This window comes from Modestobacter lapidis (assembly GCF_054780755.1).
Window position 1 is genome coordinate 1 of sequence record NZ_BAAGVS010000035.1, and the last position, 26,259, is coordinate 26,259.

Annotated in this window: 26 protein-coding genes, 1 pseudogene and 1 riboswitch; of the genes and pseudogenes, 17 read left to right on the forward strand and 10 right to left on the reverse strand. The window is 72.5% G+C overall.

The window, feature by feature from the left end; all coding sequences use genetic code 11:
• Window positions 1–109: 109 nt before the first annotated feature.
• The 3 genes from ACYVG5_RS20760 to ACYVG5_RS20770 all read left to right on the forward strand — a co-directional run bounded on the left by ACYVG5_RS20760 (window position 110) and on the right by ACYVG5_RS20770 (window position 4,369).
• The gene (locus tag ACYVG5_RS20760; RefSeq protein WP_460683507.1) at window positions 110–1,678 is read left to right on the forward strand and encodes a Na+/H+ antiporter NhaC family protein; all 1,569 of its coding nucleotides are present in this window, start codon (window positions 110–112) and stop codon (window positions 1,676–1,678) included.
• A 209-nt stretch (window positions 1,679–1,887) separates the two neighbouring features.
• Complete coding sequence (locus ACYVG5_RS20765; protein ID WP_460683508.1) at window positions 1,888–3,183, forward strand: C40 family peptidase; 1,296 nt, start codon at window positions 1,888–1,890, stop codon at window positions 3,181–3,183.
• A 205-nt stretch (window positions 3,184–3,388) separates the two neighbouring features.
• Entirely contained in the window at window positions 3,389–4,369 is a 981-nt protein-coding gene (locus tag ACYVG5_RS20770) for an ABC transporter substrate-binding protein (RefSeq protein ID WP_222050630.1), read from the forward strand.
• 60 nt (window positions 4,370–4,429) lie between these two features.
• On the opposite strand, the gene ACYVG5_RS20775 is transcribed toward ACYVG5_RS20770, so the two are convergent.
• On the reverse strand, window positions 4,430–4,771 hold the full coding sequence (locus tag ACYVG5_RS20775; protein WP_222050631.1) for a putative quinol monooxygenase: 342 nt from the start codon (window positions 4,769–4,771) through the stop codon (window positions 4,430–4,432).
• Window positions 4,772–4,897: 126 nt separating this feature from the next.
• Here ACYVG5_RS20775 and ACYVG5_RS20780 point away from each other — a divergent pair, with 126 nt between their 5' ends.
• Entirely contained in the window at window positions 4,898–5,464 is a 567-nt protein-coding gene (locus tag ACYVG5_RS20780; RefSeq protein WP_222050632.1) for a hypothetical protein, read from the forward strand.
• The gene (locus ACYVG5_RS20785; RefSeq protein WP_222050633.1) at window positions 5,461–7,062 is read left to right on the forward strand and encodes a GMC family oxidoreductase; all 1,602 of its coding nucleotides are present in this window, start codon (window positions 5,461–5,463) and stop codon (window positions 7,060–7,062) included. The genes ACYVG5_RS20780 and ACYVG5_RS20785 overlap by 4 nt, the downstream gene beginning before the upstream one ends.
• Window positions 7,063–7,093: 31 nt before the next feature.
• On the opposite strand, the gene ACYVG5_RS20790 is transcribed toward ACYVG5_RS20785, so the two are convergent.
• Entirely contained in the window at window positions 7,094–7,714 is a 621-nt protein-coding gene (locus ACYVG5_RS20790) for a hypothetical protein (protein ID WP_222050634.1), read from the reverse strand.
• A 126-nt stretch (window positions 7,715–7,840) separates the two neighbouring features.
• Window positions 7,841–8,323, reverse strand: a complete 483-nt coding sequence (locus ACYVG5_RS20795) for a hypothetical protein (RefSeq protein WP_460683509.1) — start codon at window positions 8,321–8,323, stop codon at window positions 7,841–7,843.
• Window positions 8,324–8,415: 92 nt separating this feature from the next.
• Here ACYVG5_RS20795 and ACYVG5_RS20800 point away from each other — a divergent pair, with 92 nt between their 5' ends.
• From ACYVG5_RS20800 to ACYVG5_RS20810, 3 genes are all read left to right on the forward strand, one after another.
• On the forward strand, window positions 8,416–10,734 hold the full coding sequence (locus ACYVG5_RS20800; protein ID WP_460683510.1) for an MMPL family transporter: 2,319 nt from the start codon (window positions 8,416–8,418) through the stop codon (window positions 10,732–10,734).
• Window positions 10,731–11,522, forward strand: a complete 792-nt coding sequence (locus ACYVG5_RS20805) for an LmeA family phospholipid-binding protein (protein ID WP_222050636.1) — start codon at window positions 10,731–10,733, stop codon at window positions 11,520–11,522. The genes ACYVG5_RS20800 and ACYVG5_RS20805 overlap by 4 nt, the downstream gene beginning before the upstream one ends.
• A gap of 105 nt (window positions 11,523–11,627) precedes the next feature.
• Window positions 11,628–12,104 (forward strand): hypothetical protein, encoded by a 477-nt coding sequence (locus ACYVG5_RS20810; RefSeq protein ID WP_222050637.1) that lies wholly within the window; start codon window positions 11,628–11,630, stop codon window positions 12,102–12,104.
• A 155-nt stretch (window positions 12,105–12,259) separates the two neighbouring features.
• Here the strand turns inward: ACYVG5_RS20810 and ACYVG5_RS20815 are convergent, their stop codons facing one another.
• The gene (locus tag ACYVG5_RS20815) at window positions 12,260–13,165 is read right to left on the reverse strand and encodes a fumarylacetoacetate hydrolase family protein (RefSeq protein WP_222050638.1); all 906 of its coding nucleotides are present in this window, start codon (window positions 13,163–13,165) and stop codon (window positions 12,260–12,262) included.
• Between the two features lie 250 nt (window positions 13,166–13,415).
• Here ACYVG5_RS20815 and ACYVG5_RS20820 point away from each other — a divergent pair, with 250 nt between their 5' ends.
• Together ACYVG5_RS20820 and ACYVG5_RS20825 are read left to right on the forward strand one after the other, a co-directional pair.
• Complete coding sequence (locus tag ACYVG5_RS20820; RefSeq protein WP_222050639.1) at window positions 13,416–14,879, forward strand: protein adenylyltransferase SelO; 1,464 nt, start codon at window positions 13,416–13,418, stop codon at window positions 14,877–14,879.
• A 143-nt stretch (window positions 14,880–15,022) separates the two neighbouring features.
• Window positions 15,023–15,241 carry a hypothetical protein gene (locus ACYVG5_RS20825; protein ID WP_222050640.1) on the forward strand — a complete coding sequence of 73 codons (219 nt, stop codon included), beginning with the start codon at window positions 15,023–15,025 and terminating at the stop codon, window positions 15,239–15,241.
• A gap of 15 nt (window positions 15,242–15,256) precedes the next feature.
• Here the strand turns inward: ACYVG5_RS20825 and ACYVG5_RS20830 are convergent, their stop codons facing one another.
• On the reverse strand, window positions 15,257–15,922 hold the full coding sequence (locus ACYVG5_RS20830; protein ID WP_222050641.1) for a response regulator transcription factor: 666 nt from the start codon (window positions 15,920–15,922) through the stop codon (window positions 15,257–15,259).
• On the reverse strand, window positions 15,919–17,349 hold the full coding sequence (locus ACYVG5_RS20835; RefSeq protein WP_222050642.1) for a sensor histidine kinase: 1,431 nt from the start codon (window positions 17,347–17,349) through the stop codon (window positions 15,919–15,921). The genes ACYVG5_RS20830 and ACYVG5_RS20835 overlap by 4 nt, the downstream gene beginning before the upstream one ends.
• 45 nt (window positions 17,350–17,394) lie before the next feature.
• Here ACYVG5_RS20835 and ACYVG5_RS20840 point away from each other — a divergent pair, with 45 nt between their 5' ends.
• From ACYVG5_RS20840 to ACYVG5_RS20855, 4 genes are all read left to right on the forward strand, one after another.
• On the forward strand, window positions 17,395–18,327 hold the full coding sequence (locus ACYVG5_RS20840) for an ABC transporter ATP-binding protein (protein ID WP_222050643.1): 933 nt from the start codon (window positions 17,395–17,397) through the stop codon (window positions 18,325–18,327).
• Window positions 18,324–19,094 carry a hypothetical protein gene (locus ACYVG5_RS20845; RefSeq protein ID WP_222050644.1) on the forward strand — a complete coding sequence of 257 codons (771 nt, stop codon included), beginning with the start codon at window positions 18,324–18,326 and terminating at the stop codon, window positions 19,092–19,094. The genes ACYVG5_RS20840 and ACYVG5_RS20845 overlap by 4 nt, the downstream gene beginning before the upstream one ends.
• Window positions 19,094–19,519: a TIGR02611 family protein gene (locus ACYVG5_RS20850; protein ID WP_222050645.1), complete on the forward strand. Its 426-nt coding sequence runs from the start codon at window positions 19,094–19,096 to the stop codon at window positions 19,517–19,519. Before ACYVG5_RS20845 ends, ACYVG5_RS20850 begins: the two co-directional genes overlap by 1 nt.
• 200 nt (window positions 19,520–19,719) lie before the next feature.
• Complete coding sequence (locus tag ACYVG5_RS20855) at window positions 19,720–19,923, forward strand: hypothetical protein (protein ID WP_222050646.1); 204 nt, start codon at window positions 19,720–19,722, stop codon at window positions 19,921–19,923.
• A 79-nt stretch (window positions 19,924–20,002) separates the two neighbouring features.
• Here the strand turns inward: ACYVG5_RS20855 and ACYVG5_RS20860 are convergent, their stop codons facing one another.
• Window positions 20,003–20,662, reverse strand: a complete 660-nt coding sequence (locus tag ACYVG5_RS20860) for a YczE/YyaS/YitT family protein (RefSeq protein ID WP_460683511.1) — start codon at window positions 20,660–20,662, stop codon at window positions 20,003–20,005.
• Between the two features lie 333 nt (window positions 20,663–20,995).
• Here ACYVG5_RS20860 and ACYVG5_RS20865 point away from each other — a divergent pair, with 333 nt between their 5' ends.
• Window positions 20,996–22,015, forward strand: a complete 1,020-nt coding sequence (locus ACYVG5_RS20865; protein ID WP_222050648.1) for an alpha/beta hydrolase — start codon at window positions 20,996–20,998, stop codon at window positions 22,013–22,015.
• Between the two features lie 668 nt (window positions 22,016–22,683).
• Here ACYVG5_RS20865 and ACYVG5_RS20870 read toward each other — a convergent pair.
• The gene (locus ACYVG5_RS20870; RefSeq protein ID WP_246631126.1) at window positions 22,684–23,445 is read right to left on the reverse strand and encodes a LysM peptidoglycan-binding domain-containing protein; all 762 of its coding nucleotides are present in this window, start codon (window positions 23,443–23,445) and stop codon (window positions 22,684–22,686) included.
• A gap of 2 nt (window positions 23,446–23,447) precedes the next feature.
• Window positions 23,448–23,592, reverse strand: a riboswitch (cyclic di-AMP (ydaO/yuaA leader).
• A 604-nt stretch (window positions 23,593–24,196) separates the two neighbouring features.
• Here ACYVG5_RS20870 and ACYVG5_RS20875 point away from each other — a divergent pair.
• Complete coding sequence (locus ACYVG5_RS20875; protein ID WP_460683512.1) at window positions 24,197–24,328, forward strand: hypothetical protein; 132 nt, start codon at window positions 24,197–24,199, stop codon at window positions 24,326–24,328.
• A 457-nt stretch (window positions 24,329–24,785) separates the two neighbouring features.
• Window positions 24,786–25,013: a tyrosine-type recombinase/integrase gene (locus ACYVG5_RS20880; RefSeq protein WP_222050650.1), complete on the forward strand. Its 228-nt coding sequence runs from the start codon at window positions 24,786–24,788 to the stop codon at window positions 25,011–25,013.
• A gap of 19 nt (window positions 25,014–25,032) precedes the next feature.
• Here the strand turns inward: ACYVG5_RS20880 and ychF are convergent, their stop codons facing one another.
• Both ychF and ACYVG5_RS20890 read right to left on the reverse strand, forming a co-directional pair.
• Window positions 25,033–26,106 (reverse strand): redox-regulated ATPase YchF, encoded by a 1,074-nt coding sequence (gene ychF, locus ACYVG5_RS20885; RefSeq protein WP_222050651.1) that lies wholly within the window; start codon window positions 26,104–26,106, stop codon window positions 25,033–25,035.
• Window positions 26,107–26,124: 18 nt separating this feature from the next.
• Window positions 26,125–26,259, reverse strand: a pseudogene (locus tag ACYVG5_RS20890) (endonuclease); the annotation flags it as partial.

A 26,259-nucleotide genomic window follows, 5' to 3' on the forward strand; every position in this document is an offset into this window, starting at 1 on the left:
ACGATCGTGACCCCGAGAGCCCGCGCCTACATCCGGAACACCCGCGACGACCAGCGACGACGTCCTTCAGGCCGCCGAACCTGGTGAGAAAACCTCACTGTTGTCCCTCTTGCCACCGCTGGTCACGATCATCTGCGCGGTCGTCACCAAGCGGATCCTGATCTCGCTCGGTCTCGGCATCGTGCTCGGCGCCCTGCTCTACGCCGAGTGGAACGTCGGGAACGCGCTGTCCTTCGTGTGGGAGGTGCTCAGCGGGCTGATCATCGCCGACGGCGCCATCTCCGAGGAAGTGATCATCCTCGCCGTCGTCGTCCTGATCGGCGTGCTGACGTCGTTCATCTACGTCTCCGGCGGCCTGCTGGCCTTCGCCTCCTGGGCGGTGACGAAGGTCCGCACCCGGGCGCAGGCCCAGTTCGTGCCGGTCGTCGTGGGCATCGTCGTCTTCTTCGACGACGCCTTCAGCAGCCTGGTCGGCGGCAACGTCAGCCGGTCGATCACCGACCAGCACCGCATCTCGCGGGCCAAGCTCTCGTACCTGGTCGACTCCACGGCGGCACCGGTCATCATCCTGGTGCCGATCTCGGGCTGGGCCGCCTTCATCGCCGCCACGATGACCGGCATCCTGGACGAGAACACCGTCACCGACATGAACGGCTACGAGGCGTTCCTGCGGACCATCCCGACGATGCTGTACCCGATCACGGCGCTGCTGCTGGTGATCGCGGTGGCTGCGTACAACATCCACATCGGCCCGATGCGCCGGCACGAGAAGGCGGCGATCGAGCAGGGCGTGCTGTTCGACGAGTCCCGCGGGCCGGTGCCGGGCGAGGTCGACCCCAAGCTGCAGACCCGCGAGGACGGGAAGATCGGCGACCTGCTCTGGCCGATCGCGGTCCTCTTCGGGGTCACCGTCGTGGTGGCGCTGTGGCTGGGCATCACCGGCACCGAGGGCACGCCGAGCGCCATGGACATCCTGGCCAACACCGACGTGATCTTCGCGCTCTTCCTGGGGACGGTCGCCGCGACGCTGCTCGCGGCCGTCACCCTGCTGCGCCGGCGGACGTCGGCCGGGGTCATGGGCCGGGCGGCCTGGTCGGGCGTGCGCTCCATGCTCATGGCCGCCGCGGTGCTCTTCCTTGCCTGGACCACCGCGGAGATCATCGGTGAGCTGGGCGTCGGCGAGTACCTGGCCGGGGTGATCGACGAGAACCTGCCGCTGTTCCTGCTGCCGGTCGTGCTGTTCCTGCTGGCCTCGTTCATCTCCTTCTCGATGGGCAGCACGTTCGGCACCTTCGGGCTGCTGCTGCCGATCGCCGGCCAGATCGCCCTGTCCCTCGACGCGGGCCTGCTGATCCCGGTGTTCGGCGCGGTGCTGGCCGGTGCCATCTTCGGCGACCACACGTCCCCGCTCTCGGACACCACGATCCTGTCCTCGATCGGTTCGGGCATCCACCTGGTCGATCACGTCACCACGCAGATGGCGTACGCCGGCGTGGCCGCGGCCGCGGCCTCGGTCGGGTACATCGTCCTGGGCCTCACCGAGAACACCTGGCTCGGCCTGCTCGCCGCCGTGGTCGCACTGGCCGCCGCGGTCGTCGTCCTGCGCGCCACGTCGCCGCAGTACGAGCCGCAGCCGGCCACCGAGGGGGTGAGCCCGGGCGCCCACCGCCCGTCCTGATCCTTTCCCTCACCCGCCGAGCGGCCCCACGGTCCGACTGGACCGTGGGGCCGCTCCATGTCCACTTCTCGTGACCATCTGTCACCGACGGTCCTCAAGCTCTCACCCGAACGGGTCGATCACTGCACCAGCGCACCACGGACGGTGCGCGCAGCGGGTCGAGAACCGGCGCACCAGGACGGCGCACCGGACACGCGAGGAGTCGGTCAGTGGGCAGCACGGTCAGCACGCGGAACGGTTCGGGACGACGGGCGACCGCCCGACTGGCGCGCCGGATGGCCGGCGTCGCCGTGGCGGCGACGCTCTGCCTGGGCGCCGCGCCCGGAGTGGCCGCGGCCTCCCCCACCAACCCCACCGACGCCGAGATCGGCGCCGCCCGACAGAGCAAGGACGCCGCCGCCCAGCAGGTCGGCGTGCTCGCCGCGCAGCTCGCCACCGCGCAGGCCGGGCTCGACGCCGCCCGCGCCGAGTCGGCCATCGCACTCGACGGCTTCCAGGCCACGCAGGCCGAGTACGAGGCAGCCCAGGTCACCGCCGACGCCGCGACCGCCGAGGCCCGCCGGGCCGACGCCGCCCTGGCCGACTCCCGCGCCCAGGTGGCCCAGTTCGCCCGCACCAGCTACGTGCAGGGCAGCACCTCGCCGGGCCTCGCCGCGGTGCTCAGCGCCGGCGGACCGGCCGAGGTGCTGGAGCGGGTGGCACTCCTCGACGCCGCCGGACGGCACGAGACCGACGTCCTGGCACTGGTCACGGTCGCGCAGCAGCAGGCCGCCGACGCCGACGCCGACGCCGCCACCGCGCTGGCCGCCGCCGAGGTGCTTAAGCAGGCGGCCACCGAGGAACTCGCCGCCGCCGAGCGGCTCGAGTCGGCTGCCCGGGCGCAGGCCGTGGCGGTGGCCGCCCAGCAGTCGGCCGTGCAAGCCCAGCTCGAGCAGGCCCAGCAGGAGCTCCTCGGCCTCGAGGGTGCCCGTGCCGCGGTCCAGCAGTACGCCCAGCAGCAGGCCGCCGCGGCGGCCGACGCCCAGCGGGTGCAGCAGGAGGCGCAGGCCCCGGCCGCCGCGGGCGTCCGGTCGACCTCCGCCGGCCGGGGCTCCGCGTCGGCGGCGCAGACCGCCGTCGGCGCCGGGATGCGCTGGATCGGCACCCGGTACGCCTGGGGCGGTGGATCGCTGCGCGGGCCCAGCCCGGGCTGGGGCATCGACGAGGGCATCGTCGGCTTCGACTGCTCCGGTCTCACCCGCTACGCCTACGCCCAGGCCGGGATCGACATCCCCCGCAACAGCCGGGCCCAGTACGCGGCCCTGCCGAAGGTGTCCCGCTCCGCGCTGCAGGCCGGCGACCTGGTCTTCTGGGCCACCAACACCGGCAACCCGGCGACGATCCACCACGTGGCCATCTACCTCGGCGGCGACCGGATGCTGGAGGCACCGCAGAGCGGGTCGACGGTGCGGGTGACCTCGATGCGGTGGTCGGGCTACATCGGTGCGGTACGGCCCAGCGCCTGACCCCGACCCGCGGACATGCCGCATCCCGGCCCCGGCGCCTCCGCCGTCGTTCCGGATGAAAGAACTGATGGGCGTGGCAGTGGCTTCCTGAAGAAACGTGACGTAGCTTTCAGCGCTGGTGGGTGCACGGCACTCGACCTCCGGCAGCGCCCCGCGTGGGCCGCCGGCCCACGCGCACGCCGACGATGAACGCCGAGGAGACCGGATGAAGCCCGCCAGGACCGCAGGATCGGTGCTCGTCGCCGGCATGCTGACGCTGACCGCCGCGTGCGGTGGATCCGAAGCCGGCTCGCCCGACACCTCGGGGAGCGAGAGCGGGACGACGACGCTGTCGATGGCGGAGACGCCCGGCGCGCCGTTCGGCTTCGTCAGCTACGGCGTCGAGCGTGGGCACTTCGCGGACGAGGGCATCGACCTGCAGCTGACGGTCAACCCCGGCGGCGGCACCTCGACCGTGCCGGCCCTCCTCCAGGGTGACTTCGACGTCATGGGTCTGGACCTGGTGTCGGCGCTGACGACGATCGAGGCGGGGCTGCCGCTGCGCATGGTGTCCGCCGGCAGCGCCACCTCCGACGAGGCGGAGGGCGACTTCTCCGCAGTGCTCGTCCCGGCCGACAGCCCGATCCAGGGCCCGGCGGACTACGACGGCGTCCGGATGGGCGTCAACGCGCTGCTGAACGTCAACGAGCTCTACATCCAGAACACCCTCGAGGCCCAGGGCATGCCGGAGAGCGCGATCAGCCCGGTGGAGCTGCCGTTCCCGGACATCCTGGGCGCGATCGCCCGCGGCGACGTCGACGCCGGCATCGTCATCGAGCCGTTCGCGACGATCGGCCAGAGCCAGGGGATGCGCGTCGTCGACCGCCCGTGGCACGCGATCAAGCCGGGGCTGCAGATCGGGACGATGGTCATGACCGAGCAGAAGGTCGCCGAGGACCCGGACGTGGCCGAGCGCTTCGCCCGCGCCGTGCAGGCGACCGCGGACGACGTCCGGTCCGACCCCGCGGCCTTCCGCGCGGCGCTGCCCGACCTGATCGAGATCGACCCGGCACTGGCCGAGCAGATGAATCTCATCCAGTGGCGGGGGGCGTCGGACCGCGAGTCGATCGAGCTGACCGGTCAGCTGATGACCGAGTACGGCCTGATCGATGCGGAGATCGACTACGACGAGGTCATCGTCGACTGAGCTCGGCAGCGGGGACGGTCTGCGCGGGGAGCCGAGTGCGCTCCCCGCGCGGCGGGCCCGTCAGTCGATGCTGAGCTCCCCCATCGCATCCCAGCCGGCGCCCTCGACCTGCCGACTGATGATCTTGGGGGTGGCGGCCAGCGCCTGGGGCATGTCCTTCATCGCCTGGGCGAAGTGCGCGCTGTTCACGTGCGGACCGGCACCGTCGTCGGTAAAGGCCTCGACCAGGACGAACTCGCGGGGATCTGCCACGCTCCGTGACCACTCGAACCACAGGTTCCCCTGCTCGGCCCGGGTGCTTTCGGTGAAGTCGCGCACGAGGTCCATCCACCGATCGGTCCACTCGGGCTTGGTCTGGAACTTGACGACGATGAAGTACACGACGGACACCTCCGAGGTCACACTGCTCCGGCGCCGCCATGCTGGGTGCTGGGACCGCGGGCCGTCAAACCATGGCCTTCCTGGCAATTCCGGCCCGATCCCCTACTGTGACCCGGGACACAACACCGTCGGGGAGCAGGAGGGGCCGTGTCCCAGCAGACGCGCCAGCAGCAGCCGAGCCAGGAACCCATCGACCTCCAGGTGGACACCAGCCGGCCGGAGCCGGGCACACCGGAGCCCGGCTCGGAGCTCGCCGCCTCCGACCGCGCCCGCCGGATGATCACCCGGCTCCTCCGGGTCGCCTATCCGCACGAGACCTTCCCCGACGGCCCCTACCAGCGGACCGCCGCCGCGGTCCAGGAGGCCGCCGGGAGCAACCAAGCGGACGACCGCGCCCTGGCGCGGGGGCTGGAGGGCCTCGACCGGGCCGCTGGCGGGGACTTCCTGGCCCTGGACGACGGAGCCGCCGAGGCACTGCTGCGCGATCGAGCCGACGAGTACTTCTTCCGCCGGATCCGCAGCACCGCCGTGGTCGCGCTCTACGACGACGCGGAAGTGTGGAACCTGCTCGGCTACGAGGGTGCCTCTTTCGACAAGGGTGGCTACCTGCACCGCGGCTTCGACGACCTGGACTGGCTACCCGCCGCCCGGGTGGACGAGTACGACGGCGGCCGCCGGGTCGAGCTCGTCGAGGACCGGGAGGCAGCGCGATGAGCGCGGTCGACGAGAGCCGGGCCCGGACGCACGGGTCGCCGATCGAGCACACCGAACCGGTCGTCGTCATCATCGGCTCGGGCGCCGGGGGCGGAACCCTCGCCTACGAGCTGACCGCCCAGGGCGTGCCCTGCGTCGTCCTGGAGGCCGGGCCCTACCTCACCGGCGAGGACTACGTGAACGACGAGTGGGAGGCGTTCAACCAGATGGCCTGGTTGGACATGCGCACCACCTCCGGCGGGTGGCGGGTGGCCCGTGACTTCCCCAACCTGCCGGCCTGGATCGTCAAGGCCGTCGGGGGCTCGACCACGCACTGGTCCGGGGCGACCCCGCGCTTCATGGCCCACGAGTTCCGGGCGCGCACCACGTACGGCGAGGTGGAGGGCGCGAGCCTGCTGGACTGGCCGATCACCCTGGAGGAGCTGGCTCCCTACTACGACCGTGCCGAGCGGGCCATGGGCTCGACCCACCGGCACGGCCGCCCGGCCCTGCCGGCCAACAACAACTACACGGTCTTCGCCAACGGCGCCGAGCGGATCGGCTACCGGCACTACGCCACCGGCCCCTACGCCACGAACGCCACGCCCTACGACGGGCGGCCCGCCAGCATCCAGGACGGCTTCAACTTCCAGGGGGACAAGAACGGGTCCAAGTGGTCCACCCTGGTGCGCGAGATCCCGCGCGCGCTGGCGACCGGCAGGCTGGACCTGCGGCCGAACTGCCAGGCGGTCCGGATCTCCTGCGCCGAGAGCGGCAGCGTCGATGCGGTGGAGTACCTCGACGCGCGTGGGGACCTGCACAAGCAGGCGGCCCGGGCCGTCTGCGTGGCAGGCAACTCCATCGAGTCGCCCCGCCTGCTGCTGATGAGCGCATCGGCGCAGCACCCCGACGGTCTGGCCAACTCATCGGGGCAGGTGGGTCGCAACTACATGCGCCACCTGACCGCGTCGGCCTACGCGAAGTTCGAGCGGCCGGTGCGGATGCACCGGGGCGAGACGATGGCCGGGATCATCGCTGACGAGGCGCGGCACGACACCTCCCGCGGGTTCGCCGGCGGCTTCTACATGGAGACGCTGGCCCTGGGGCCGGCGTTCCTGGCCAGCTTCCTGGAGCCGGGAGCCTGGGGTCGCGAGTTCACCTCGTGGCTGGATGCCTACGCCCACCTGGCGGGCATGTGGATCGTCGGGGAGGACATGCCCCGGCCGGGTAACCGGATCACGCTCAACCACGACGTGCTCGACCAGCACGGCCTGCCCGTGCCGAACGTGCACTTCGATGACCACCCCAACGACATCGCCATGCGCGGGTACGCCTGTTCCGTGGCCGACCAGCTCTACGGGGCGGTCGACGCGCTCGCCGTGCACCACACGCCGCCGTACCCCTCGACGCACAACCTCGGCACCTGCCGGATGAGCGCCGACCCGCAGGACGGCGTGGTCGACCGGTGGGGACGTGCGCACGACGTACCCAACCTCTACGTCAGCGACGGATCGCAGATGACCACCGGCGGCGCCGCCAACCCCACCCTGACCATCGTCGCGCTCGCCATCCGCCAGGCCGAGCACCTGTGCGAGCAGATGGCCCGGGGGGAGCTCTGACAGCCCGGCACCGGTAGTACTGCGGCGCTCCTCAGCGGCTCTGCAGCGCGTCCAGCGCGACGGCCATGCAGGCCGCCACGCGGAAGTCCAGGCGCGGGTCGGGGACGGTGACGGCGTACCGGTCGCGGATCGCCTTCTGCCGCTCGCTCACCATCACGGTCGCCCCGGTGGCGGTGTCGTCGAAGTCGAAGTGGAAGACGAAGGGCACCCAGACGTCACCGACGTACGGGATGAGCGTCCAGACCCGGCGCAGGACGGCGATCACCGGCCGCCGTTCCCGCCCGACCGCCTGCAGCCCCGGTGCCGACAGGTTCCAGGTGGAGCGCAGCAGGCTGGCGCCGAACTGCTTGCCGAAGGAGCCGATGACCGCGCCGTACTCGTCGACGACGTCGTGCTCGGCGCGCACGTCGAGCCGCTGGCGGGCCTGGAAGGAGAAGACCCGGCGGCTCTTGGCCTCGTCGGCGAAGAAGACCACCTCTTCCTTCAGCTTCATCCGCTTCTGCTCGGCGAAGGCCAGCAGCTGGCCCTCGCTGCCGTCGGGGTTCGCGGCCCGGATCTCGTAGCGGTTGACCATGACCGTGATCCGCTGCTTGACGAAGAAGGCGGGCACGACCATGGCGGCGGGTTGCGGGGGTCCGGGGGGAACGGTCACGGCGGGGCTCCAGGGAGGTCGGTCGCTGCGGGAACCCATCCTGGCGCATCCCCCGGCCCCGCCGCCGCTTCCCGGAAGGTCTACGGCCCTGCGTACACGCTAGGCATCTCCTGAGGGGCCCGGTGATCAGCTGGGCGGCGCAGGAGCGGTGGACCCCGACGGCTCGCTGGTCACCGCGGCCCCGTCCGTCGACCGCGTGACCACCTGGCAGCCGGCGAAGTTGTCCTGCTGCCGCTCCTGCAGGGGCTGCAACCGCCGGACGACCTCGTCCAGTCGTGCGGCGTTGAGCTCGCTGGCTGCCCGGCCGAGGTCCTCGATGGCGGCGAAGACGTCCTGCGCCCCGTTCAGCGCCCGCAGGCAGGCATCGTTCACGGCGATGTCGGGGGCATCGACGGACGGCGACGCACTCGGCCGGACCGCGGCGGAGCCGACCGTCGGTGCCAGGGACGGCGCGTCGTCAGGGAGCCGCGTCGTCCCGTCGCTGAGCAGGCCGACCGCGATCCCACCGACGAACAGGCCCACGACGAACGTGGCCGCTGCCAGCCACCAGCGCACCGCTCGGCCGGAGCGGCCGGCGGGCGGCGGTGACCTCGTCCCGGCATCGGCCATGGTCGTCCCCTCGTCCTCGAGCGCCGCTCCCCGCGCGCCGGTAGCGTACGACTGCGCTGTCTGCCGGGCAGGACCGCGAGGCTGGAGGCCCAGTGCTCCCACCGGTCGGCCTGCGCTGGGTCGCCGGTGCGACCGGCATGCTCCGGCGGGGGGCAAGGGCGAGCCGGGCCACCACCAGCTGGGCCGCGCGCGCCTACCGGCACGCCGTCGTGTCCGCTCGCTGGTTCGTGGTGGTCGGGTGGATCGCGGCCACCGTGCTGGTCTCGGCGGTCCTGCCGACTCCCGGGGGCGGCGGCGGGGCGGATCCCGGCAGCCTGCTGCCGGAGAACAGCCCGGCGGCCGCCGTGCAGCAACGGTCGCTGGAGCTGTTCCAGGTTCCGGTGCTCTCGGAGACCTCGGTGGTGGTGCACGACCCGAACGGGTTGAGCGTGCTGACCCGGGCCGATGTCGCGCTCTGGGCGCTGACCCACACCCAGGCCTATCTGCGCGATGCGGTTCCGCCGGGGCGCGGCCAGATCGTCGCGGCCGTCCCGGTGCCCACCTCCACCCCGGAGACGGCGGTCACGTACCTGTACGTCTCCAACTACACCTCGCTGGCCCGGACCAGGCAGCTCGCCCAGGAGTACGCCGCCCACTTCCACAACCAGAGCTCGGTCCGGACGTACGTCACCGGAGTGGTTCCGGCCCAGGTGGCGCAGGCCCACTACCTGGACTCACGACTCCACGTGTTCGAGGTTGCGACCCTGGTGCTGATCGCCGTGGTGGTGGGGCTGACCTTCCGATCGGTGGTGGCCCCATTCGTCGTGTTGCTGGCGGCCGGGCTGGGCTACCTGGTCGCCATCCGGAGCCTCGGCGTGCTCGCCGCCACGTTCGGTTTCGCGCTCCCGGACCAGCTGCAGCCGTTGATCGCCGCACTGCTCATCGGGGTGATCACCGACTACTGCGTGTTGTTCTTCTCCGGGCTACGACAGCAACTGGACCGCGGGCTGCCCCGGCTGGAGGCGACCCGGCGGGCCGTGACCACGAACGCGCCCATCATCGCGGTCGCCGGGATCACGGTGGCCGGCGGCACGGCTGCACTGCTCGCGGCGAGCTTCCAGCTGTTCCGGGCGTTCGGCCCGGCACTGTCGTTGACCGTTGTCATCGGCGTGCTGGTGTCCCTGACCCTGGTGCCGGCACTGATGGCCATCCTCGGGGAGCGGCTGTTCGGGCTGGGCACCCGGCGGCGCTCCACCCGGCGGCCCTCCGCCCGCGGCGCCGGTCCCCTGATCCGGATCGTGGTCGCCCGGCGGGGTGCCGCGGTGGCGACGGTGCTGGCGGTCGGGGTGCTGGCGCTGGCCGCCGTCCCGGTGCTGCACATGCGCCTGGACCTGTCGTTCACCTCCGGGCTCCCGCCGGACGACCCGGTTCGGCGTGGCACGGCGGTGCTGGAGCAGTCCGGGGTGCGTGGGGTGGTCGCACCCACCGAGGTCATCGTCGAAGGCCCCGCCGTCGCCGAGCAGCGGGAGGCCCTCGGCCGGCTCCAGCAGTCCCTCGCCACCCAGCCCGGGGTGGCCGAGGTCCTGGGCCCGGCCCAGAACCCCCTTCCCGACGGCTACGGCATCGTCTTCTCCCGGGACGGCGACGCCGCGCGCTTCGTCGTCATCCTCGACAGCGATCCGCTGGCCGCGCCGGCGGTCACCGACCTGCGGCAGCTCAGCGACCGGCTGGACGCGCTCGCCGCGGAGGCCGGGCTGCGCGATGCCGACCTGGCCGTCACCGGGCAGACCGCGATCGCCGCCGAGCTGGCCGCCATCACCCGGGAGAACCTCCGGATCACCTTGGTGGCGGTACTGCTCGTGGAGCTGGTCATCCTCGTGGTCTTCCTGCGGGCGCTGCTCGCCCCGCTGGTCCTGCTCGCCTGCAGTGCACTCGGGGTCGCGGCGGCGCTCGGCCTGAGCGTCGTGGTGTTCCAGGGCCTTCGCGGCGATCCGGGGCTCGCCTTCTACGTGCCGTTCGCCACCGCCGTGCTGCTGCTCGCCCTGGGCTCGGACTACAACGTGTTCGCCGTCGGATCCATCTGGGAGGCGGCGGAGCGACATCCGCTGAGCAAGGCCATCGCCCTGGCGATGCCGAGCACCGCGCGGGCCATCAGCGCAGCGGGGGTCATCCTCGCTGCCAGCTTCGCGATGGTCGCGATCATCCCACTGGAGACGTTCCGGCAGGTGGCGTTCACCATGGCCGCCGGACTCCTCATCGACACGTTCCTGATCCGCCCGGTGCTCACGCCGGCGGTGCTGACGCTCCTCGGGCCGGCGGCCAGCTGGCCCAGTCGGCGGATCCGCACCGAACCCGTCCCGACCGACGAACTGCGTCGCACTGCGGTGGTCGGCTCCCAGAACCCCGGCCCGGAACCGGTGGGACCCCGATGACCGACCAGGCGGAACAGCCGGACGGCAGGGAGCCGTCGCGCCGGGAGGACCCGGCGCCCCTGCCCCGCCGCCGTCCCGCGTCGGGGACCGTCGCGCTGGCGATCACCGTCGTGCTGGGCACCGCACTGCTGCTGTGGGGCGCCGACTGGCTGGCCCGGTGGGGGGCGCAGTCACTCCTGGCCCGCACGATCCAGGAGTCGACCGGAGTCGCCGCCCGGCCGGTGGTGCAGGTGCACGGCACCGTCTTCCTCACCCAGGTGGTCCGCGGCCGGTACGACGACGTGGAGGTCATCATCCGCGGCGTGTCGTCGGGGCCCCTCCGCATCGAGGAGGTGCACGCCCGGTTGAGCGGGGTGCACGTGCCCTTCCGCGACGTCCTGGTGCAGGATCCCGGCCCGGTTCTGGTGGAGCGCTCCTCGGCCGAGGCGGTGCTGACCTACGCGGATCTCGACCGGTACCTCCTTGTGACCGGCCGGCCCCTCACCCTGGACGCGGCCCCCGACGGTGAGGTCCTGATCACCGGGACGGTCCAGGTGCTGGGCCGGTCGGTCTCCGCATCGACCCGGGCGCAGTTGTCCGCCCGGGACGGCGCCCTGGCGGTGCGGCCGACGGGGCTGGACACGGACACCGCCCTGGACCCGGCCAGCCGCCTCCTGCTCGGGCAGCGCTTCACCTTCCTGGTCCCGCTCGACCCGTTGCCGTTCGGCCACGTGGTCATCGCGGTGCAGCCGCGGGACGACGCGCTGCACCTCCGCACGGCCGGCACGGATGTGGTGATCCGGCGCTGACCGCCGAGCCCACGGGACCGGACGGGTCGTCAGAACCGTGTGACGCTCCGGTGACGATGCGGCAGACGGCAGGCAATGTGATCCAGGTCACTTTAGGCTCGCCGCATGGGCACATCGAAGACCCCCACGTTGCGACTGGCGTCCGGCCTGGCCGCCGCCGGTCTGCTGCTGGTGCCTCTGTCCGCCTGCTCCGACGACCCGGTCTCCGACGCGTCGGGCGCCCTGGACACCGGCGCATCGGAGGCCAGCAGCGCACCGGCCGAGGAGACCACCGAGTCGACCCCCGAAGCGACGTCGACCGACGGACCGACGTCGGCGGGCGGCTCGGACGCCCCCATGTCGAGCGGGGTCGACTGCTCGGGCACCTCCTGCTCGGTCACGCTGGCCGGCGACGGCACCGAGGTGGAGGTGCTGGGCACCACCATCTCGCTCGGGCAGGTCGACGGCGACCGCGCGACCATCAGCGTCGCCGGTCAGGAGGCATCGTGCTCCCAGGGCGAAGAGGTCTCCGCCGGCCCACTCACGCTCGAGTGCACCACCGTCGCTCCCGACGGCGTCACCCTCACCGCGTCACTGGGCTGATCGTCAGGACCGGGCCGCGCAGGCCCGAATGTGCGCGACAACGACCGCCACGGGCGCGACAACGACCGCCACGGGCGCGAAAGGCCCACCACGAGGGGGCCGGTACCGGGGCCCGGTCCCGAACGGGCCCCGGTACCGCGCCGGATGATCCGCCGTCAGGCTCCGGCCGAACCGACGACCCTGTTCTCCAATCGGCCGACGCCCTCGACCTCGGCCACCATGACCTGACCGTCCTGCAGGTAGGCGTCATGAGCGGCTGCGGTGCCGGCCGGGGTCCCGGTGACGATCACGTCACCGGGCAGCAGCGGCACCATCGAGCTCAGGTGCTCGATCTGCTCCTCGAGAGAGAAGATCATCTGCGCCGTCGAGGAGTTCTGCCGGACGATCCCGTCCACCGTCAGCCGGAGCGCCACCGCGCCGGGATCTGGCACGAACCGGGCGGGAACCAGGGTGGGGCCGAGCGGCTGCAGGGTGGCCTGCCCCTTCGACCACAGCCAGTTGGCGCCGAAGATGGGTGACCGCATCCGGTCGGGGTCGCGGCAGGAGACGTCGTTCGCCACCGTGTACGCCGCAACGTGCTCCAACGCCCGCTCGGCCGGAACCCGGTGGGCCCGGCGCCCGATCACCGCGGCCAGTTCCACCTCCCAGTCCAGCCGGGTGACCCCGGCCGGCCGGACGACGTTCCCCCGGTGGCCCTGGAGCGCCGCGACCGGCAGCAGGAAGTGGAAGGGCGTGGACGTCGACTTGTCGGGCCGCGGAACTCCCATCTCCTCGGCATGGTCGTAGTAGTTGGCTCCACAGCAGTAGAGCGATGCGATCGGGTCGACCGGGGGGAGGACGTCGAGATCGTCCATCGCCGTCCACTCCGCACGGTCGGGATCGGCGTCGAGCGCCGCCGAGACGAGGTCCAGGTGGCGGTCCCAGTCGACCAGGAGCTCGGCGACCGTGCGCGGCGCCGGCCCTGCCGGCCAGAGCTCGGCCAGCGGCCTGGCCCGGCCCCCCACCACCACGGCCAGCGCCGGCTCGGCGCCCTGCACCCTGGCCAGGGCGAACGGCGTCACGCCGGGTCCCCCGTCCTGGAGCCGAGCTCCGTCTCGACCGACCACTCCCCCGCTGACCCTTCGAACACGAGCACCACCTGGCGGACCTCCTTCGCACTGCGGAAACGGACACGCCGGCGAGTGCCCGACCCTGGAGCCGGGCCCTCGTGGCGTGCGGGGACCGTAGCGGCCGACCGGGGGGCACCGCAGGAAACATGGCGTGGGTTCGCGCGGCCGGTCGGAGTCGCCGATCGCACGTATCTTCGGGTGGGTGAGCGTCGTACCGGCACCGACCGTCACCCTCGGCAACCTGTTCGCCCGCGAGCTCCCGGAGATGGCACTGCCCTGGCAGGCCGAGGAGGCGCCCGAACCGCGGCTGCTCGCGCTCAACGAGCCGCTGGCCGGCGCGCTCGGCTTCGACCCCGCGTGGCTGCGGAGCGCCGACGGCCTGCGCCTGCTGGCCGGCAACCGCGTACCGGAGGGGGCCACCCCGGTGGCACAGGCCTACGCCGGGCACCAGTTCGGCGGGTACGCCCCGCGGCTGGGTGACGGCCGCGCGCTCCTGCTCGGCGAGCTTCCCGATGCCGACGGGCGTCTTCGCGACCTGCACCTGAAGGGCTCCGGCCGCACGCCGTTCGCCCGCGGCGGCGACGGCCTCGCCGCGGTCGGGCCGATGCTGCGCGAGTACGTCGTCAGCGAGGCGATGCACGCCCTCGGCGTCCCGACCACCCGCTCCCTCGCCGTGGTCGCCACGGGGCGCCCGGTGCGCCGCGAGACCCTGCTGCCCGGGGCCCTGCTCGCCCGGGTGGCGAGCAGCCACCTGCGGGTCGGCAGCTTCCAGTACGCCCGGGCCACCGGGGACGTCGAGCTGCTGCGCCGCCTCGCCGACCACGCGATCAGCCGTCACCACCCCGGCGCTGCGGAAGCCGAGCACCCCTATCTCGCATTGTTCGAGGCGGTCGTCGCCGCCCAGGCGTCGCTGGTGGCGCAGTGGATGCTCGTCGGGTTCGTCCACGGTGTGATGAACACCGACAACATGACGATCTCCGGCGAGACGATCGACTACGGACCGTGCGCCTTCCTGGACGCCTACGACCCGGCCACCGTCTACAGCTCGATCGACTCCGGCGGGCGGTACGCCTACGGCAACCAGCCGGCGGCGGCCGAGTGGAACCTCGCCCGGCTGGCGGAGGCACTGCTCCCCCTCCTCGCCGACGACCAGGAGCAGGCGGTCGAGATCGCCGTGGCGGCCCTCGGCACGTTCCGTCCGCTGTACGACGCCGCCTGGTCGGCCGGCATGCGAGACAAGCTGGGCCTCCCCGCCGGCCTGGACGAGGCGGTGGCCGCGGCGCTGGCCGACGAGCTGCTCACCCTGCTCCAGCGGGACCACGTCGACGCCACGTCGTTCCACCGCGCCCTCGGAACGGCCGCCCGCGGCGACGTCGACCCCGCGCGCAACCTGTTCCTCGACCTGGCCGGGTTCGACGGCTGGCTGGAGCGCTGGCGCGCCCTGGGTCCGGACGGCGATGCGATGGACCGGGTCAACCCCGTCTACATCCCGCGCAACCACCTCGTCGAGGAGGCGCTCGACGCCGCGACCACGGGCGACCTGGGCCCACTCGACCGGCTCCTGGAGGCGGTGGCGCAGCCCTACGACGAGCGCCCGGGCCTGGAGCGCTACGCCGCGCCGGCCCCGCAGGAGTTCGGCGCCTACCGGACCTTCTGCGGAACCTGAGGCCGCGCCCCTGCGCCCGCCAGGAGGCCGGCGCCGGGACCGGCGGGGCCGCCGGGACGGCTGCGAGCCGTGGGACGAAACGGTCCGGCCCCGCACGGCGGTGGTCGTCGCCGGCCGCGGGAGCGACTGCCTACCGTCGACGGATGAGCCCCCTTCCCGGATCCCCGGTGCCCGGCCGGCGCGCCTGCGACGCCGACCGCATCCGGTACCTGCACCTGGTGGCCGCGGCGCGCGCGGCCACCGTGCGGCCCACGAGCGAGTGGCAGGTCGCCGACATCGTCCGCGTCACGGTGGACGACGAGGTCGACACCGGCGTCTTCCGCGCCATCGTCACCGACGTCGCGACCGACATCCTGCGCTGACGCGTCCCGCCGGCATCAGCCGGCGGTGTCCATGAAGCCGCTCTCGTAGGCCGCGATGACGGCCTGCGTGCGGTCCCGGGCGCAGAGCTTCAGCAGCACGCTGCTGACGTGCGTCTTGACGGTCTCCCGGCTGAGGTGGAGCTGCCCGGCGATCTCGGCGTTGGACAGCCCGCCGGCGACCAGCCGCAGCACGTCGGCCTCGCGGACGGTCAGGTCGGGCAGCGCCGCCGGGCCGCGCGGCCGACGGCGCGGGACCTGCGCGGCGATGAGCCGGCGGGTCAGCTCGGGCAGCACCAGCGAGGATCCGCGGGCGACGATGCGGATGGCGTCCACCAGCTCGTCGGGGTCGGCCCGTTTGAGGGCGAAGCCGCTCGCGCCCGCCTGGAGGGCCCGGAAGAGGTAGTCGTCGTCCTCGAACGTGGTGAGCACCAGGACCCGCGGGCGCCGGGGATCGCGGGCGACCAGCGCCGCGGTCGCGGCGATGCCGTCCATGTCGGGCATGCGCACGTCCATGAGGACGACGTCGGGGTCGCTGCGCGCCGCCACGTCCAGCGCCTCCTGGCCGGTCCCGGCATCACCGACGACGCGCAGGTCCGCCTCGCTCTCGAGGATCACCCGCAGCCCCGAACGGACGAGCACGTCGTCGTCGACCAGGAGCAGCCGGAGCGGCGCTCCGGTCACAACGGCAGCGTCGCGCACAGCTCGTAGCCACCGGTCGGCGTCGGGCCCGCCACCAGGGTGCCGCCCACGGCGTCGGCGCGCTCCCGCAGCCCGGCGAGGCCGCGCCCGCCACCAGGGCCGGGCCGGCTGTCCAGGGAGGACGCCCGCTCGTTGCACACCCGGACGACGAGCGCCTGCTCGCTGCGCACGACCTGCACCACGGTCAGCGGGCAACCGGCGTGCCGCAGCACGTTCGTGCTGCCCTCCTGCACGACCCGGTAGGCCAGCTCGCCGAGGGCGGCCGGAACGTCGTCGACGTTCCCGTCGACGACGAGGGCGACCGGCAGGCCGCCGTCCCGCAGGCCGGCCAGGAGGTCCTCGAGGTCGGCCACCGAGGGCGCTGCGCCGGCGGGTTGACCCGACGGAACCCCTGCGCCGTCGCTGCGTCCGTCGTCGTTGCGCAGCACGCTCAGCGCGCGGTCCAGCTCAGCCAGGGCGGTGCGGGTGTTGGACTCGATGTGCTCGAGGGCCTGGCGGGCGAAGTCGGTCGGCACCGGACGGAGCGGGTCGTCGCGGCCGGGGGCCAGCGTGCGACGCGCAGCCGTGGCCTGCAGCAGGCTGGCGGTGAGGGCGTGCCCGATGGTGTCGTGCAGGTCCCGGGCCAGCCGGTTGCGGTCGGCGAGGCGGCGCGAGGTCTGCTGGAGCGCGGCGATCCTCTGCTCGGTCGCCGCGCCGAGAAGCCGGGGCACCACGGCGGCGGCGAGGCGCGCCTGCAGCTCCAGGGCCACCAGTGCCACCAGCACCACGACCACCACGAGCGCGAGCAGCGGCACCGCGGTGAGCGGGTTCCACGGTGGCTGTACCGACAGCGCCACGACGGCGGCCACGGCGAAGAAGAGCGTGGCCAGGGTGGCGGTGCCCAGCAGCACGCGCACCCCCAGCCAGCCCAGGGCCCGCCACGTGCCGGGCGAGAGGACGAGCCGCTGCACCCGCCGGGCCACCCGCGGCTCGGCGCGCACCCGCTCGCCGCGCGCCAACTCGACGCCGAGGAGGGCGGAGGTCAGCCGCCGCTCGACCCCGGCCAGCCCCCGGGTCACGGCGAGCAGCAGCAGGAGCAGCAGCAGCCCGACGCCCTGCACCACGAGGACGACCGACCCGACGAGCGCGGCGAACAGCGCCGCGTACGTGAGTGCGAGGGGCAGGCTCAGCAGGAGGTAGAGGGCGCGCCCGGGCCAGCCGGGACGCGCGGCGGCGAGCACGGCCCGCAGCCTGCCGCGACCACCGGGTGCCCGGAACTGCTGGAACGGGTCCACGTTCCGATCGTGGCCGACCGGCCGGCCCAGCGACTCCCCCACGGGAGCGCCGGGCGGCTCCCCCGCACGGGGGACCCGGATCGGCGCCCCGGGGTGAGGCGCGCCGCCCCACGGGACCGCCACGCTGCTGATCATGGCCACTCCTCCTGCCGCGGGCGCACCGCGGCGCCGTCCGCGCCCATGGTCCAGGTCCAGGGGCTCACGAAGCAGTACGGCAGCGTGCTCGCCGTCGACGACGTGACCTTCGACGTCGAGCCCGGCAAGGTGACCGGCTTCCTGGGGCCCAACGGCGCCGGCAAGTCGACGACCATGCGCATGATCCTGGGGCTCGACCGCCCGACGCGGGGGCGTGCGCTCATCGGCGGCCGCCGGCTCGCCGAGCTGGGCGAACCGCTCCGCGAGGTCGGGGCCCTCCTCGACGCGAGCGCCGTCCAGCCGGGCCGCACCGGGCGGGACCACCTGCGGGTCGCTGCCCGGAGCAACGGCATCGCGCCCGGCCGCGTCGACGAGGTCATCGCCGAGGTGGGTCTCGGTCCGGCGGCCCGCCGGCGGATCCGGGGGTACTCCCTGGGCATGCGGCAGCGGCTGGGCATCGCCGCCGCCCTCCTCGGCGATCCCGCCGTCCTGCTGTTCGACGAGCCGATGAACGGCCTGGACCTGGACGGCGTCCGTTGGATCCGCCGGCTCGTGCGGGAGCTGGCCGACGAGGGCCGGACCGTGCTGCTGTCCAGCCACCTGATGAGCGAGATGCAGCAGACGGCCGACCACCTGGTCATCATCGGCCGGGGCCGGCTGATCGCCGACGCGTCGATCGAGCAGGTGCTGCACGGCGAGGGCGCCAGGCAGGTGCGGGTGCGGACACCGGCCGTCGACCGGCTGGAACGGGCGCTCGCCCGGCACGGCCTCCAGGCCCGCCGGCTGGACGACCGCGAGCTGCTGGTCGAGGGGGTTCCGGCGGGGACGGTGGGCGACGTGGCGCTGGCGGCCGGCGTCGCCGTGCACCGGCTCGCCGAGGAGAGCAGCTCCCTGGAGCAGGCCTACCTCGCGCTGACCGGGGCCAGCGTCGAGTACGGCACCGCGGACGCCGCCCTCACCGGGCAGGTGCTGCCGTGAGCGTCACCCGGACCGGCGAGCCGGGCATGGCCGGCCTCCTCGCCCGTGCCGCCGCGGCCGAGTGGACCCGGATGTGGACGGTGCGGACGACGTGGTGGTGCCTGCTGGCCGCCGCGGTCACGGTCGTGGGCCTCGGCCTCACCTTCGGGATCGACGTCGGCGGGGACCCGGGCGGCGCGCCACCGGCGCAGCTGGCCGGGGAGATCGCCGTCCTCCCCGGGCAGTTCGCCCTCCTGGTCCTGGTGCTGCTCGCGGTGACGCCCGAGTACGCCACCGGGGCGATCGGGACGACGCTGCAGTGGACGCCGCGCCGCGGCGTGCTGCTGGCCGCCCGGGTCGGGATGCCGGTCGCCGTCGCGACGGCCGCTGGGGTGCTGCTCGCCCTCGCCGCGGACCTCGCCGCCTGGGCGGCCCAGCCGCGCATGGAGCTGTCGTTCCCGGCCCTCGCCGGCAGCCTCGGCTCGATCGCGATCGTGCTGCTCGCGGGCGGCCTGCTCGCGGTCGGGGCCGGCCTGCTGCTGCGGAGCACGGCCGGGGCGCTGGCCGCCGTCTTCCTCGTCCAGCTGGTGCTGCCGTTCCTGCTGCCGGCGTTCGGCGTGGGGTGGATGAGCGCTCTCAGCCTTCTCCTGCCCGGCTCGGCCGCGACGTTCCTGCTCCTGGGCGAGCCGGACATGACGACGGCGTCCGCGGCGGCCGTGCTGGCCGTCTGGTCCGGGGGCGCGCTCGCGGCGGGGGCGTGGTCGCTCCTCCGCCGGGACGCCGCCTGATGGCGCAGCACCGGGCCACCCTCGACGCCGGCCCGCGCGGGCGGGTGGTCCCGATCGGATGGCGGCGGCGGCTGGCGGGCCGCCCGCTCGTCGAGCAGGCGTACCGGGCCTGCGTCGGTGTGGTCGGTGGCCTGGTCGTCGCCGCCGGCCTGGTCCTGGTCCCGCTGCCCGGGCCCGGCTGGCTGACGGTCATCGCCGGCCTGGTCGTGCTGGCCTCGGAGTTCGCCTGGGCCGAACGGCTGCTCGGGTTCGCCAGGCGGCACGTCCAGCGGTGGACCGGGTGGTTGGGGACCCAGGCACCATCGACCCGCCTGCTGGTCGCGGTCGGGACCGCGGTGTTCGTCTACGGCGTCGTCGTGATCGGCCTGCGGATCGCGGGCGCGCCGGAGTGGGTGCCCGGCTGGGTGCCGCTCTGGCGGTCATGACGTCAGGGCGGTGCTCTACCCGGCACTCCGCGTCCGGGGATGCCGCGGGGCCTGGCGGACGGCGACCTTCAGGTGCGAGCTCACGATGCCGATGTACGTGAGGCACGAGCCGTGCCCCGGCGACCGGAGTAACACTGGACCTGCCGACGTGCGGGGGCCGCGTCGAGTTGCATCACCGATCGCACGACCGAGGAGGAGCGATGCACTACCTGCGCCGCATGCAGGCGGAGCGACCCGTGCTGTTCTGGCTGACGATCCTGTTGGCCTTCTGGCTCGGCTTCCAGCTCGTGCTCTTCGTGGCCGCGCTCCTGCTGGGGCCGTTCGGGCTGCCGTCGTGGGCGCCCTTGGTCGCCGTCCTGGTTGCCCTCGTCGTCATCGCTCGCCGACAGCAGCGGTCCGGGTAAGCCAGGCTGCTGCCCGCCGACGGCAACGCAGTGCTAGCACCGGGCAGCTCGGCCCGTGTCTCACCTGGGACGCGGGCCGCTACTCATCCCGGGCCATCTCGCCCGTGCGGGCCATCGCGACCGACTGCGGCTGAACCGTTCTGCGCCAGGGCTTCGGCCGGGCACCCTCGGGACGCGGTGGAACGCCGACCGGCCCGGTCGGCGGCGTCCGGCGCCGCGCGGGCGGATCCTGGCCCAGCAGCCGGAACGACAGTTGCACGGCCGGCCCCGTCGCGAGCGCCAGCAGGACGGTTCCGAGCCCGAGTGCTCCACCGAGCAGCCACCCCGCCACGAGCACCGTGACCTCGATCGCGACACGCGCGGTGCCGATCGACAGGCCGTGATGGTGGCAGGCGACCATCAGGCTGTCCCGCGGCCCGGCTCCGAACCGGGCGCCGATGTACAGCGCGCTCCCGAAGCCGAGCAGCACCACCGCAGCGACGAGCACCAGGACCCGCACCCACGTGTCGGCCGCCGGGAGGTCGTCGAGCCAGGAGGTCTCCAGCAGCCGGTCCAGGACCCAGCCCACCGCGACGACGTTGAACAGGGTGCCCAGGCCCGGACGCTGGCCGAGTACCCAGGACAGCCCCAGGACGATGAGCCCCACCACCATGACGACGACCCCGAAGGAGAGCCCGAGGCTCTGGCTCAGGCCCGAGTGCAGCATGTCCCAGGGGGAGAGCCCCAACTCCACCTGCACGGACAACCACACGGCCAGCGCACACAACGCCAGGCCACCGAGGAACCTCAGCAGTCGTCCGGGAGAAGGCGTCCAGCGGAACGAGCGGGTTCGGGAGGGCGTGATGCTGGACGTGGCGGGGCTCCTCGGCTGCAGTCGGTCCGCCCAGCATGCCTGCTCGCCGCCGACCGGCCTCAACTGCCAGGGTGCGCAAGGCAGCCGGGGGCAGTCCCCCTCGCCCGCGTATTGCCAGCCAACCAGCCACGGAACCTTTCCCGGTTCGCCGGCGCCACCCACCGACGGTACGGTCTCGGACCACCGCGTCGACGTGATCTAAGACATACGGAGGGACCCATGAGAAGCGGACCCACTCCAAAAAGGCTGCTCACTATCCTCACTGCGCTGATGCTCCTAGCCGGCACAAACGCGCTGACGGCAGCGGCCAGTCCGCGCAACGACGACTCGAGCGGCGACGCCGGAGCGACATACTCCAACCCGACCGGGCTCGACACCATCGAATGGCTCCCGAACAGGCCAGCGGATTACCGAATCCTCTACGGGGACAGCCCGCTCACGTTCGGCGACCTACGGCTCCCCGAGCGCGCTCCGGGACGTGACGGCTATCCGGTCGTGGTTTTCATGCACGGAGGCCAATGGGAATCGAGCTGGAGCCTTTCCTACACCGATCAGCTCGTGGAAGCGCTGACTAGAGCGGGGGTCGCAACGTGGAGCTTGGAGTACAGCCGCCGCAACAACCCCGGCGGGGGCTGGCCGGGAACCTTCCTCGATGTCGCAAACGGCACGGACTACCTGCGCGAACTCGACAAGAAGTTCCCGCTCGACCTCGACCGGACCGTGGCCATGGGCCATTCCTCGGGCGGTACGCTCGCACTATGGCTGGCCGGACGCGACCAGCTGCCAGCGGATAGCGAGCTCTACATGTCGAATCCGCTTCCCATCCACAGCGTGGTGGACCTAGCGGGTGTGCTCGACTTCGACCTTGCATTGCAGGCCGGGCGTGACGATGTCCTGCAGCTCCTTGGCGTCGAGACGGCCGAGCAAGCGGCCGAACGATTCGACGACGCGTCTCCTCGGCACCTCCTGCCTCTCGGCGTCCCACAGCATCTGATCATCGGCACGCTTGACGCCGACTGGCGAAACGACATTCACCGCCGCTACACCGAGGCTGCGCGCGCCGCCGGAGACGATGTAGAGCTGACGGTGCTGGAGGGCGCCAATCACTTCGACGTCGTAGACGTGTGCGGACCGGCTTGGGCCGTGGTCGTGAACGCGGTGTTCTCGCACCTCGATGAGGAGCCAAGCCCCGGCGCCTTCAAGTGGCCCAGCCGCCACGTCTGCCAATCGCGAGGGTAAGCCGACCCGCGACATGCGGGGCTCCGGGTCGTTCCACGCTTGATCAAGAGCGCGCGCATCCCAGAGCCCCGCGTGTCCGGGCGGGTGTCGTCGTGGTGAAGTGATCGCACTGAGGCACTCGCCGTCGAGGTCATCGACGACGCCGTCTGCTCCGCGGTCAACTCAGCGACTCGAACGCTTTGTGATGGGTGACCAGCTCGGCGAGCTGAACTCAGCCATCAGCGGGGACTCCTCGATGGCCACCAGCGGGGACTTTGACACGGCCACGGACAGCCGGTTATAGGTGCACAAGTGCCTGAGGGGCATCCCCAAGACGGTCAGTGGCTGCCGGTCCCGCTCGGTTGCCTGCCATCGACGGCCGGCGAGCTCGTGGAACATCGCGGCCACGTGGGGACTGGCGGATGCCCATGACGAGGGCGGCTCCGGCGTCGGCTCACGCCGTCGAGTTGTTCGCGGGGGAGCAGGCGCCGTGCACGTCGAGCGCGCGCCGCAGGCGCGGCGATCGCCTCGATGCCTCGCCCGGTAGCCGAGACGGGGAGCGACCCCCTACCCCGACAGGGGTAGGGGGTCGCTCCCCGTACGAGTCCCGACTCGAGCCCGCACTGCCCGCCGAGGGCCAACCGTCAGGTGTTCACCGCCTGGTCTGGCTGGCGGCTGCCACCTGTGGCTCAGCCCGCCCGGTGGTTCACGTGGACGTGGTCCATGTGGTTCGCCGTGCCGGTCCCACGGTTCTCCATCTGCTTCCAGGAGCCGGTCGGCGAGGAGAGCATGCGCTGCTGCCAGATGATGTAGTCCACGCCGAGCTCGTCCCAGTGGGCGATGTGGTGCTGAGCGACCGCGTCGCCGAGGGCGGCGTTGACGCCGACCATGTAGTCCAGCGCCAGCCCGGACGGGTGACCGCCCGGATCGGCCGCGCTGACGCGTGTGCCGCCGATGGTCCCGAGGCCGGGGACGCTGCTGACGACCGCGTCGGCGGCGGCCTGCACGTGCGGCCGAACGTTCCCGGCGCTGTTGGAGATGCGCGCGACGGCCGTGGTCACCGCGGCGACGGGGAGTGCCGGGGCTGGCGCGGCCTGCGCGGCACCGGAGGTCGTAAGGATCTGCCCCGGCGTGATGAGACCGGGGTTGCCGCCGATGACGCCGACGTTGCGCTGATACAGCTCCTGCCACGATTGGCCGTGGACGGCGGCGATCGTCGCCACCGTGTCGCCGGGTCGGACCGCGTAGTGGCCGCCCAGGACGGCGTGGCCGGACGGTGCCTCGGCGGCGACCGCGGTGGCCGGGGAGGTGTCGGCTCCGTCGTGGGCGGAGGTGGCCTGCGCAGGGGAGGTCAGGACGCCGAGTCCGACGACTGCGGCGCCGGCCGCGACGGGGACCCCGGCGAGGACGTGCTTGGTGCGGACATAGCGCGGTGCGCGGTGCTTGGACATGGTGATTCTCCGATCACCGCCGGCGAGGTGAGCTGTCGGGTTCGGGCGATCGGTGCCCGGCCGCGGTGCGCGGCTTCACCCCGAGGCGCGTGACGCGCCGTGAACGTGGGTCCCCCACCCCTGCCCTGAGTTCTCCGGATGACGGCCGGTGGGCAGAGTTGGGCGGACCGACGCCATGCCCTCATGATTGAGCGCAGCCAAAAAGTTACGTGCCGATATGTGCATTGTCGCCGTAACGTAGGTCACACGACAGGTTGTACGGATTACCGTGGGCTTCACCGTCCAGCGGAATTGGCATGCGCGGTCACCAGCCCGACGTTCCTCGACCGAGGGGCGGTATCGAAGTTGGATGCCATACCGCTCGCGGCGCCGGGGATCCGGCGGGAACGATTACCGATCTGGATCTGCCGGGCGAGCGGTGACCGCGCTGATGCGCGCCGTGGTCACCAACATCGACGACCCGGCGGTGCCTGCCCGGCTGGATCTGGTTGTGATCCCCGGGGCGAGATATCGAGCTGTACGAGTGTCCGAGCAGGACTTGAACCTTGAGGAAAGGCATGGCGCCGCTTCGCGTCTGTTGTCCTCGGCTCGTGACCGGGACGAATGCCCTGACCGCGCGTCGCCTGTCGCATGAGCTTGACGCGCCTGAACGCGGGTCACCGGTACAGCAACGCGGTCCGCGCGGCAGCAGAAGGCTGCGTTGGCCCGCCCGAGGGACCATGGGCTGCCGTTCTCCACCTGGAGTCTATCGATGCTGGCTGACTTCCTGGTCGCTGAGGGGATGGTCGACGACATCTCCCCCGAGGGCCTGCGGACGCTGCTGCGCGAGGAGGGCGTCTCCTTTCCGAGCCGTCAAGACCTGGAAGACCAGCACCGACCCTGACTACGCCATCCTGCGCCGGAGACTCTCTACGGCCGGCGGAAGATGACCGCCTGGCTCAATCGGGCCATGGCCGCCGAGCGACGGCCGCCGGTGCCATCCTCCGGGCCGCCGACGGCCCCTTCCGCGCCTTCGTCGGGCTGTGCGCGTTCGCCGGCCTCCGGCTCGGCGAGGCAGCCGCGATCAGGGTCGGCGACGTGGTTCCTTCGCCGCACCCTCACCGTCGCCCGGCAGGTGCAGCGGGCACCCGGCGGCTCGATCGACGTTCGCAGACCCAAGTACGGCAGCGAGCGGCAGGCCTACCTGGCCCCGTCACTGGTCGATCTGCTCGCGCAACACGTCGCCGCCCACTACCCGACGGGCAACTGGATCCTCACCGGAGAAACGGATGATCCACCGCACCAGAACACCGTCGGCTATCGCTGGCGCACGACCTTGAAGGCGGCCGCGCTCGAGAAGCGTGAAGCTGCACGACCTCCGGCACTTCTACGCCTCCGGGCTGATCGCCTCCGCCTGCGACGCCGTGACCGTCCAGCGTGCCCTCGGGCACGCCAGCGCCACCACGACACTGAACACCTACAGCCACCTCTGGCCGACCGCGGAGGACCGCATGCGGCGGGCCGCCGAGCAGCTCTTCGCGGACAGTTGCGGACTGGGTGCAGACTCGGGCACTTCGACAAGCCACTGACCAGGGCGAAAGCCCTCAGTCAGACGTTGAAGCGGAACTCCACGACGTCGCCGTCCGCCATGACGTAGTCCTTGCCCTCGATGCGCACCCAGCCGCGCGACTTGGCGTCGGCCATGGAGCCGGCCTCGATGAGCTGGTCGAAGGACACGACCTCGGCCTTGATGAAACCCCGCTGGAAGTCGGTGTGGATGACGCCGGCGGCCTGCGGCGCGGTGGCGCCGACCGGGATGGTCCAGGCCCGCGACTCCTTGGGCCCGGCGGTCAGGTAGGTCTGCAGGCCGAGGGTCGCGAATCCGACCCGAGCGAGCTGGTCCAGCCCTGGCTCGTCCTGGCCGATGCCGGCCAGCAGCTCGGCTGCCTCCTCGGCCGGCAGCTCGGCCAGCTCCGCTTCGATCTTGGCGTCGAGCAGGATCGCCTCGGCCGGCGCGACCATCTCCCGCAGCGAGGCGATGAGCTCCTCGTTGGCCAGCTCCTCCTCGTCGACGTTGAACACGTAGAGGAACGGCTTGGTGGTCATCAGCCCGAGCTCACGCAGCGGCTCCGCGTCGGCACCGGCGGAGAACAAGGTGCGGCCGGAGTCGAGGATCTCCCGAGCCGCGACGGCGGCCGCGTGCAGCGGAGCGCGGTCCTTGTCCTTGCGCATCTCCTTCTCCAGCCGCGGGATCGCCTTCTCCAGCGTCTGCAGGTCGGCCAGGAGCAGCTCGGTGTTGATCGTCTCGATGTCGTCGGCCGGGCTGACCTTGCCGTCGACGTGCACCACGTCCGGGTCGGTGAAGACCCGGATCACCTGGCAGATCGCGTCGCTCTCGCGGATGTTGGCCAGGAACTTGTTGCCCAGCCCCTGCCCCTCGCTGGCGCCGCGCACGATGCCGGCGATGTCCACGAACGACACCGTCGCCGGGATGATCTTCTGCGAGCCGAACACCTCGGCGAGCTTCGCCAGCCGCGGGTCGGGGACGCCGACCACACCGACGTTCGGCTCGATGGTCGCGAAGGGGTAGTTCGCGGCCAGCACGTCGTTCTTGGTCAGCGCGTTGAACAGGGTGGACTTGCCGACGTTGGGCAGGCCGACGATGCCGATGGTGAGACTCACGAGGAACCAGCGTAGGCGCTAGCGGGGGATGCGGATCTCGGTGCCGTCGGGGCGCCAGGTGCGCCATCGGCCGTCGGGTGGTCGTTCGACGCGGAAGCCGTGGTGGACCTTCGTATGGTGGCGTTCACAGAGGAGCGCTGAGTTCGTCAGGTT

Coding starts and splice junctions, on each gene's coding strand:
- ACYVG5_RS20825 (WP_222050640.1), top strand. CDS start 15,023: ATGAGCCCCCTTCCCGGATCCCCGGTGCCCGGCCGGCGCGCCTGCGAC.
- ACYVG5_RS20810 (WP_222050637.1), top strand. CDS start 11,628: ATGGGCACATCGAAGACCCCCACGTTGCGACTGGCGTCCGGCCTGGCC.
- ACYVG5_RS20855 (WP_222050646.1), top strand. CDS start 19,720: ATGCACTACCTGCGCCGCATGCAGGCGGAGCGACCCGTGCTGTTCTGG.
- ACYVG5_RS20770 (WP_222050630.1), top strand. CDS start 3,389: ATGAAGCCCGCCAGGACCGCAGGATCGGTGCTCGTCGCCGGCATGCTG.
- ACYVG5_RS20805 (WP_222050636.1), top strand. CDS start 10,731: ATGACCGACCAGGCGGAACAGCCGGACGGCAGGGAGCCGTCGCGCCGG.
- ACYVG5_RS20785 (WP_222050633.1), top strand. CDS start 5,461: ATGAGCGCGGTCGACGAGAGCCGGGCCCGGACGCACGGGTCGCCGATC.
- ACYVG5_RS20795 (WP_460683509.1), bottom strand. CDS start 8,323: ATGGCCGATGCCGGGACGAGGTCACCGCCGCCCGCCGGCCGCTCCGGC.
- ACYVG5_RS20840 (WP_222050643.1), top strand. CDS start 17,395: ATGGTCCAGGTCCAGGGGCTCACGAAGCAGTACGGCAGCGTGCTCGCC.
- ACYVG5_RS20875 (WP_460683512.1), top strand. CDS start 24,197: ATGCTGGCTGACTTCCTGGTCGCTGAGGGGATGGTCGACGACATCTCC.
- ACYVG5_RS20835 (WP_222050642.1), bottom strand. CDS start 17,349: ATGATCAGCAGCGTGGCGGTCCCGTGGGGCGGCGCGCCTCACCCCGGG.
- ACYVG5_RS20870 (WP_246631126.1), bottom strand. CDS start 23,445: ATGTCCAAGCACCGCGCACCGCGCTATGTCCGCACCAAGCACGTCCTC.
- ACYVG5_RS20850 (WP_222050645.1), top strand. CDS start 19,094: ATGGCGCAGCACCGGGCCACCCTCGACGCCGGCCCGCGCGGGCGGGTG.
- ACYVG5_RS20865 (WP_222050648.1), top strand. CDS start 20,996: ATGAGAAGCGGACCCACTCCAAAAAGGCTGCTCACTATCCTCACTGCG.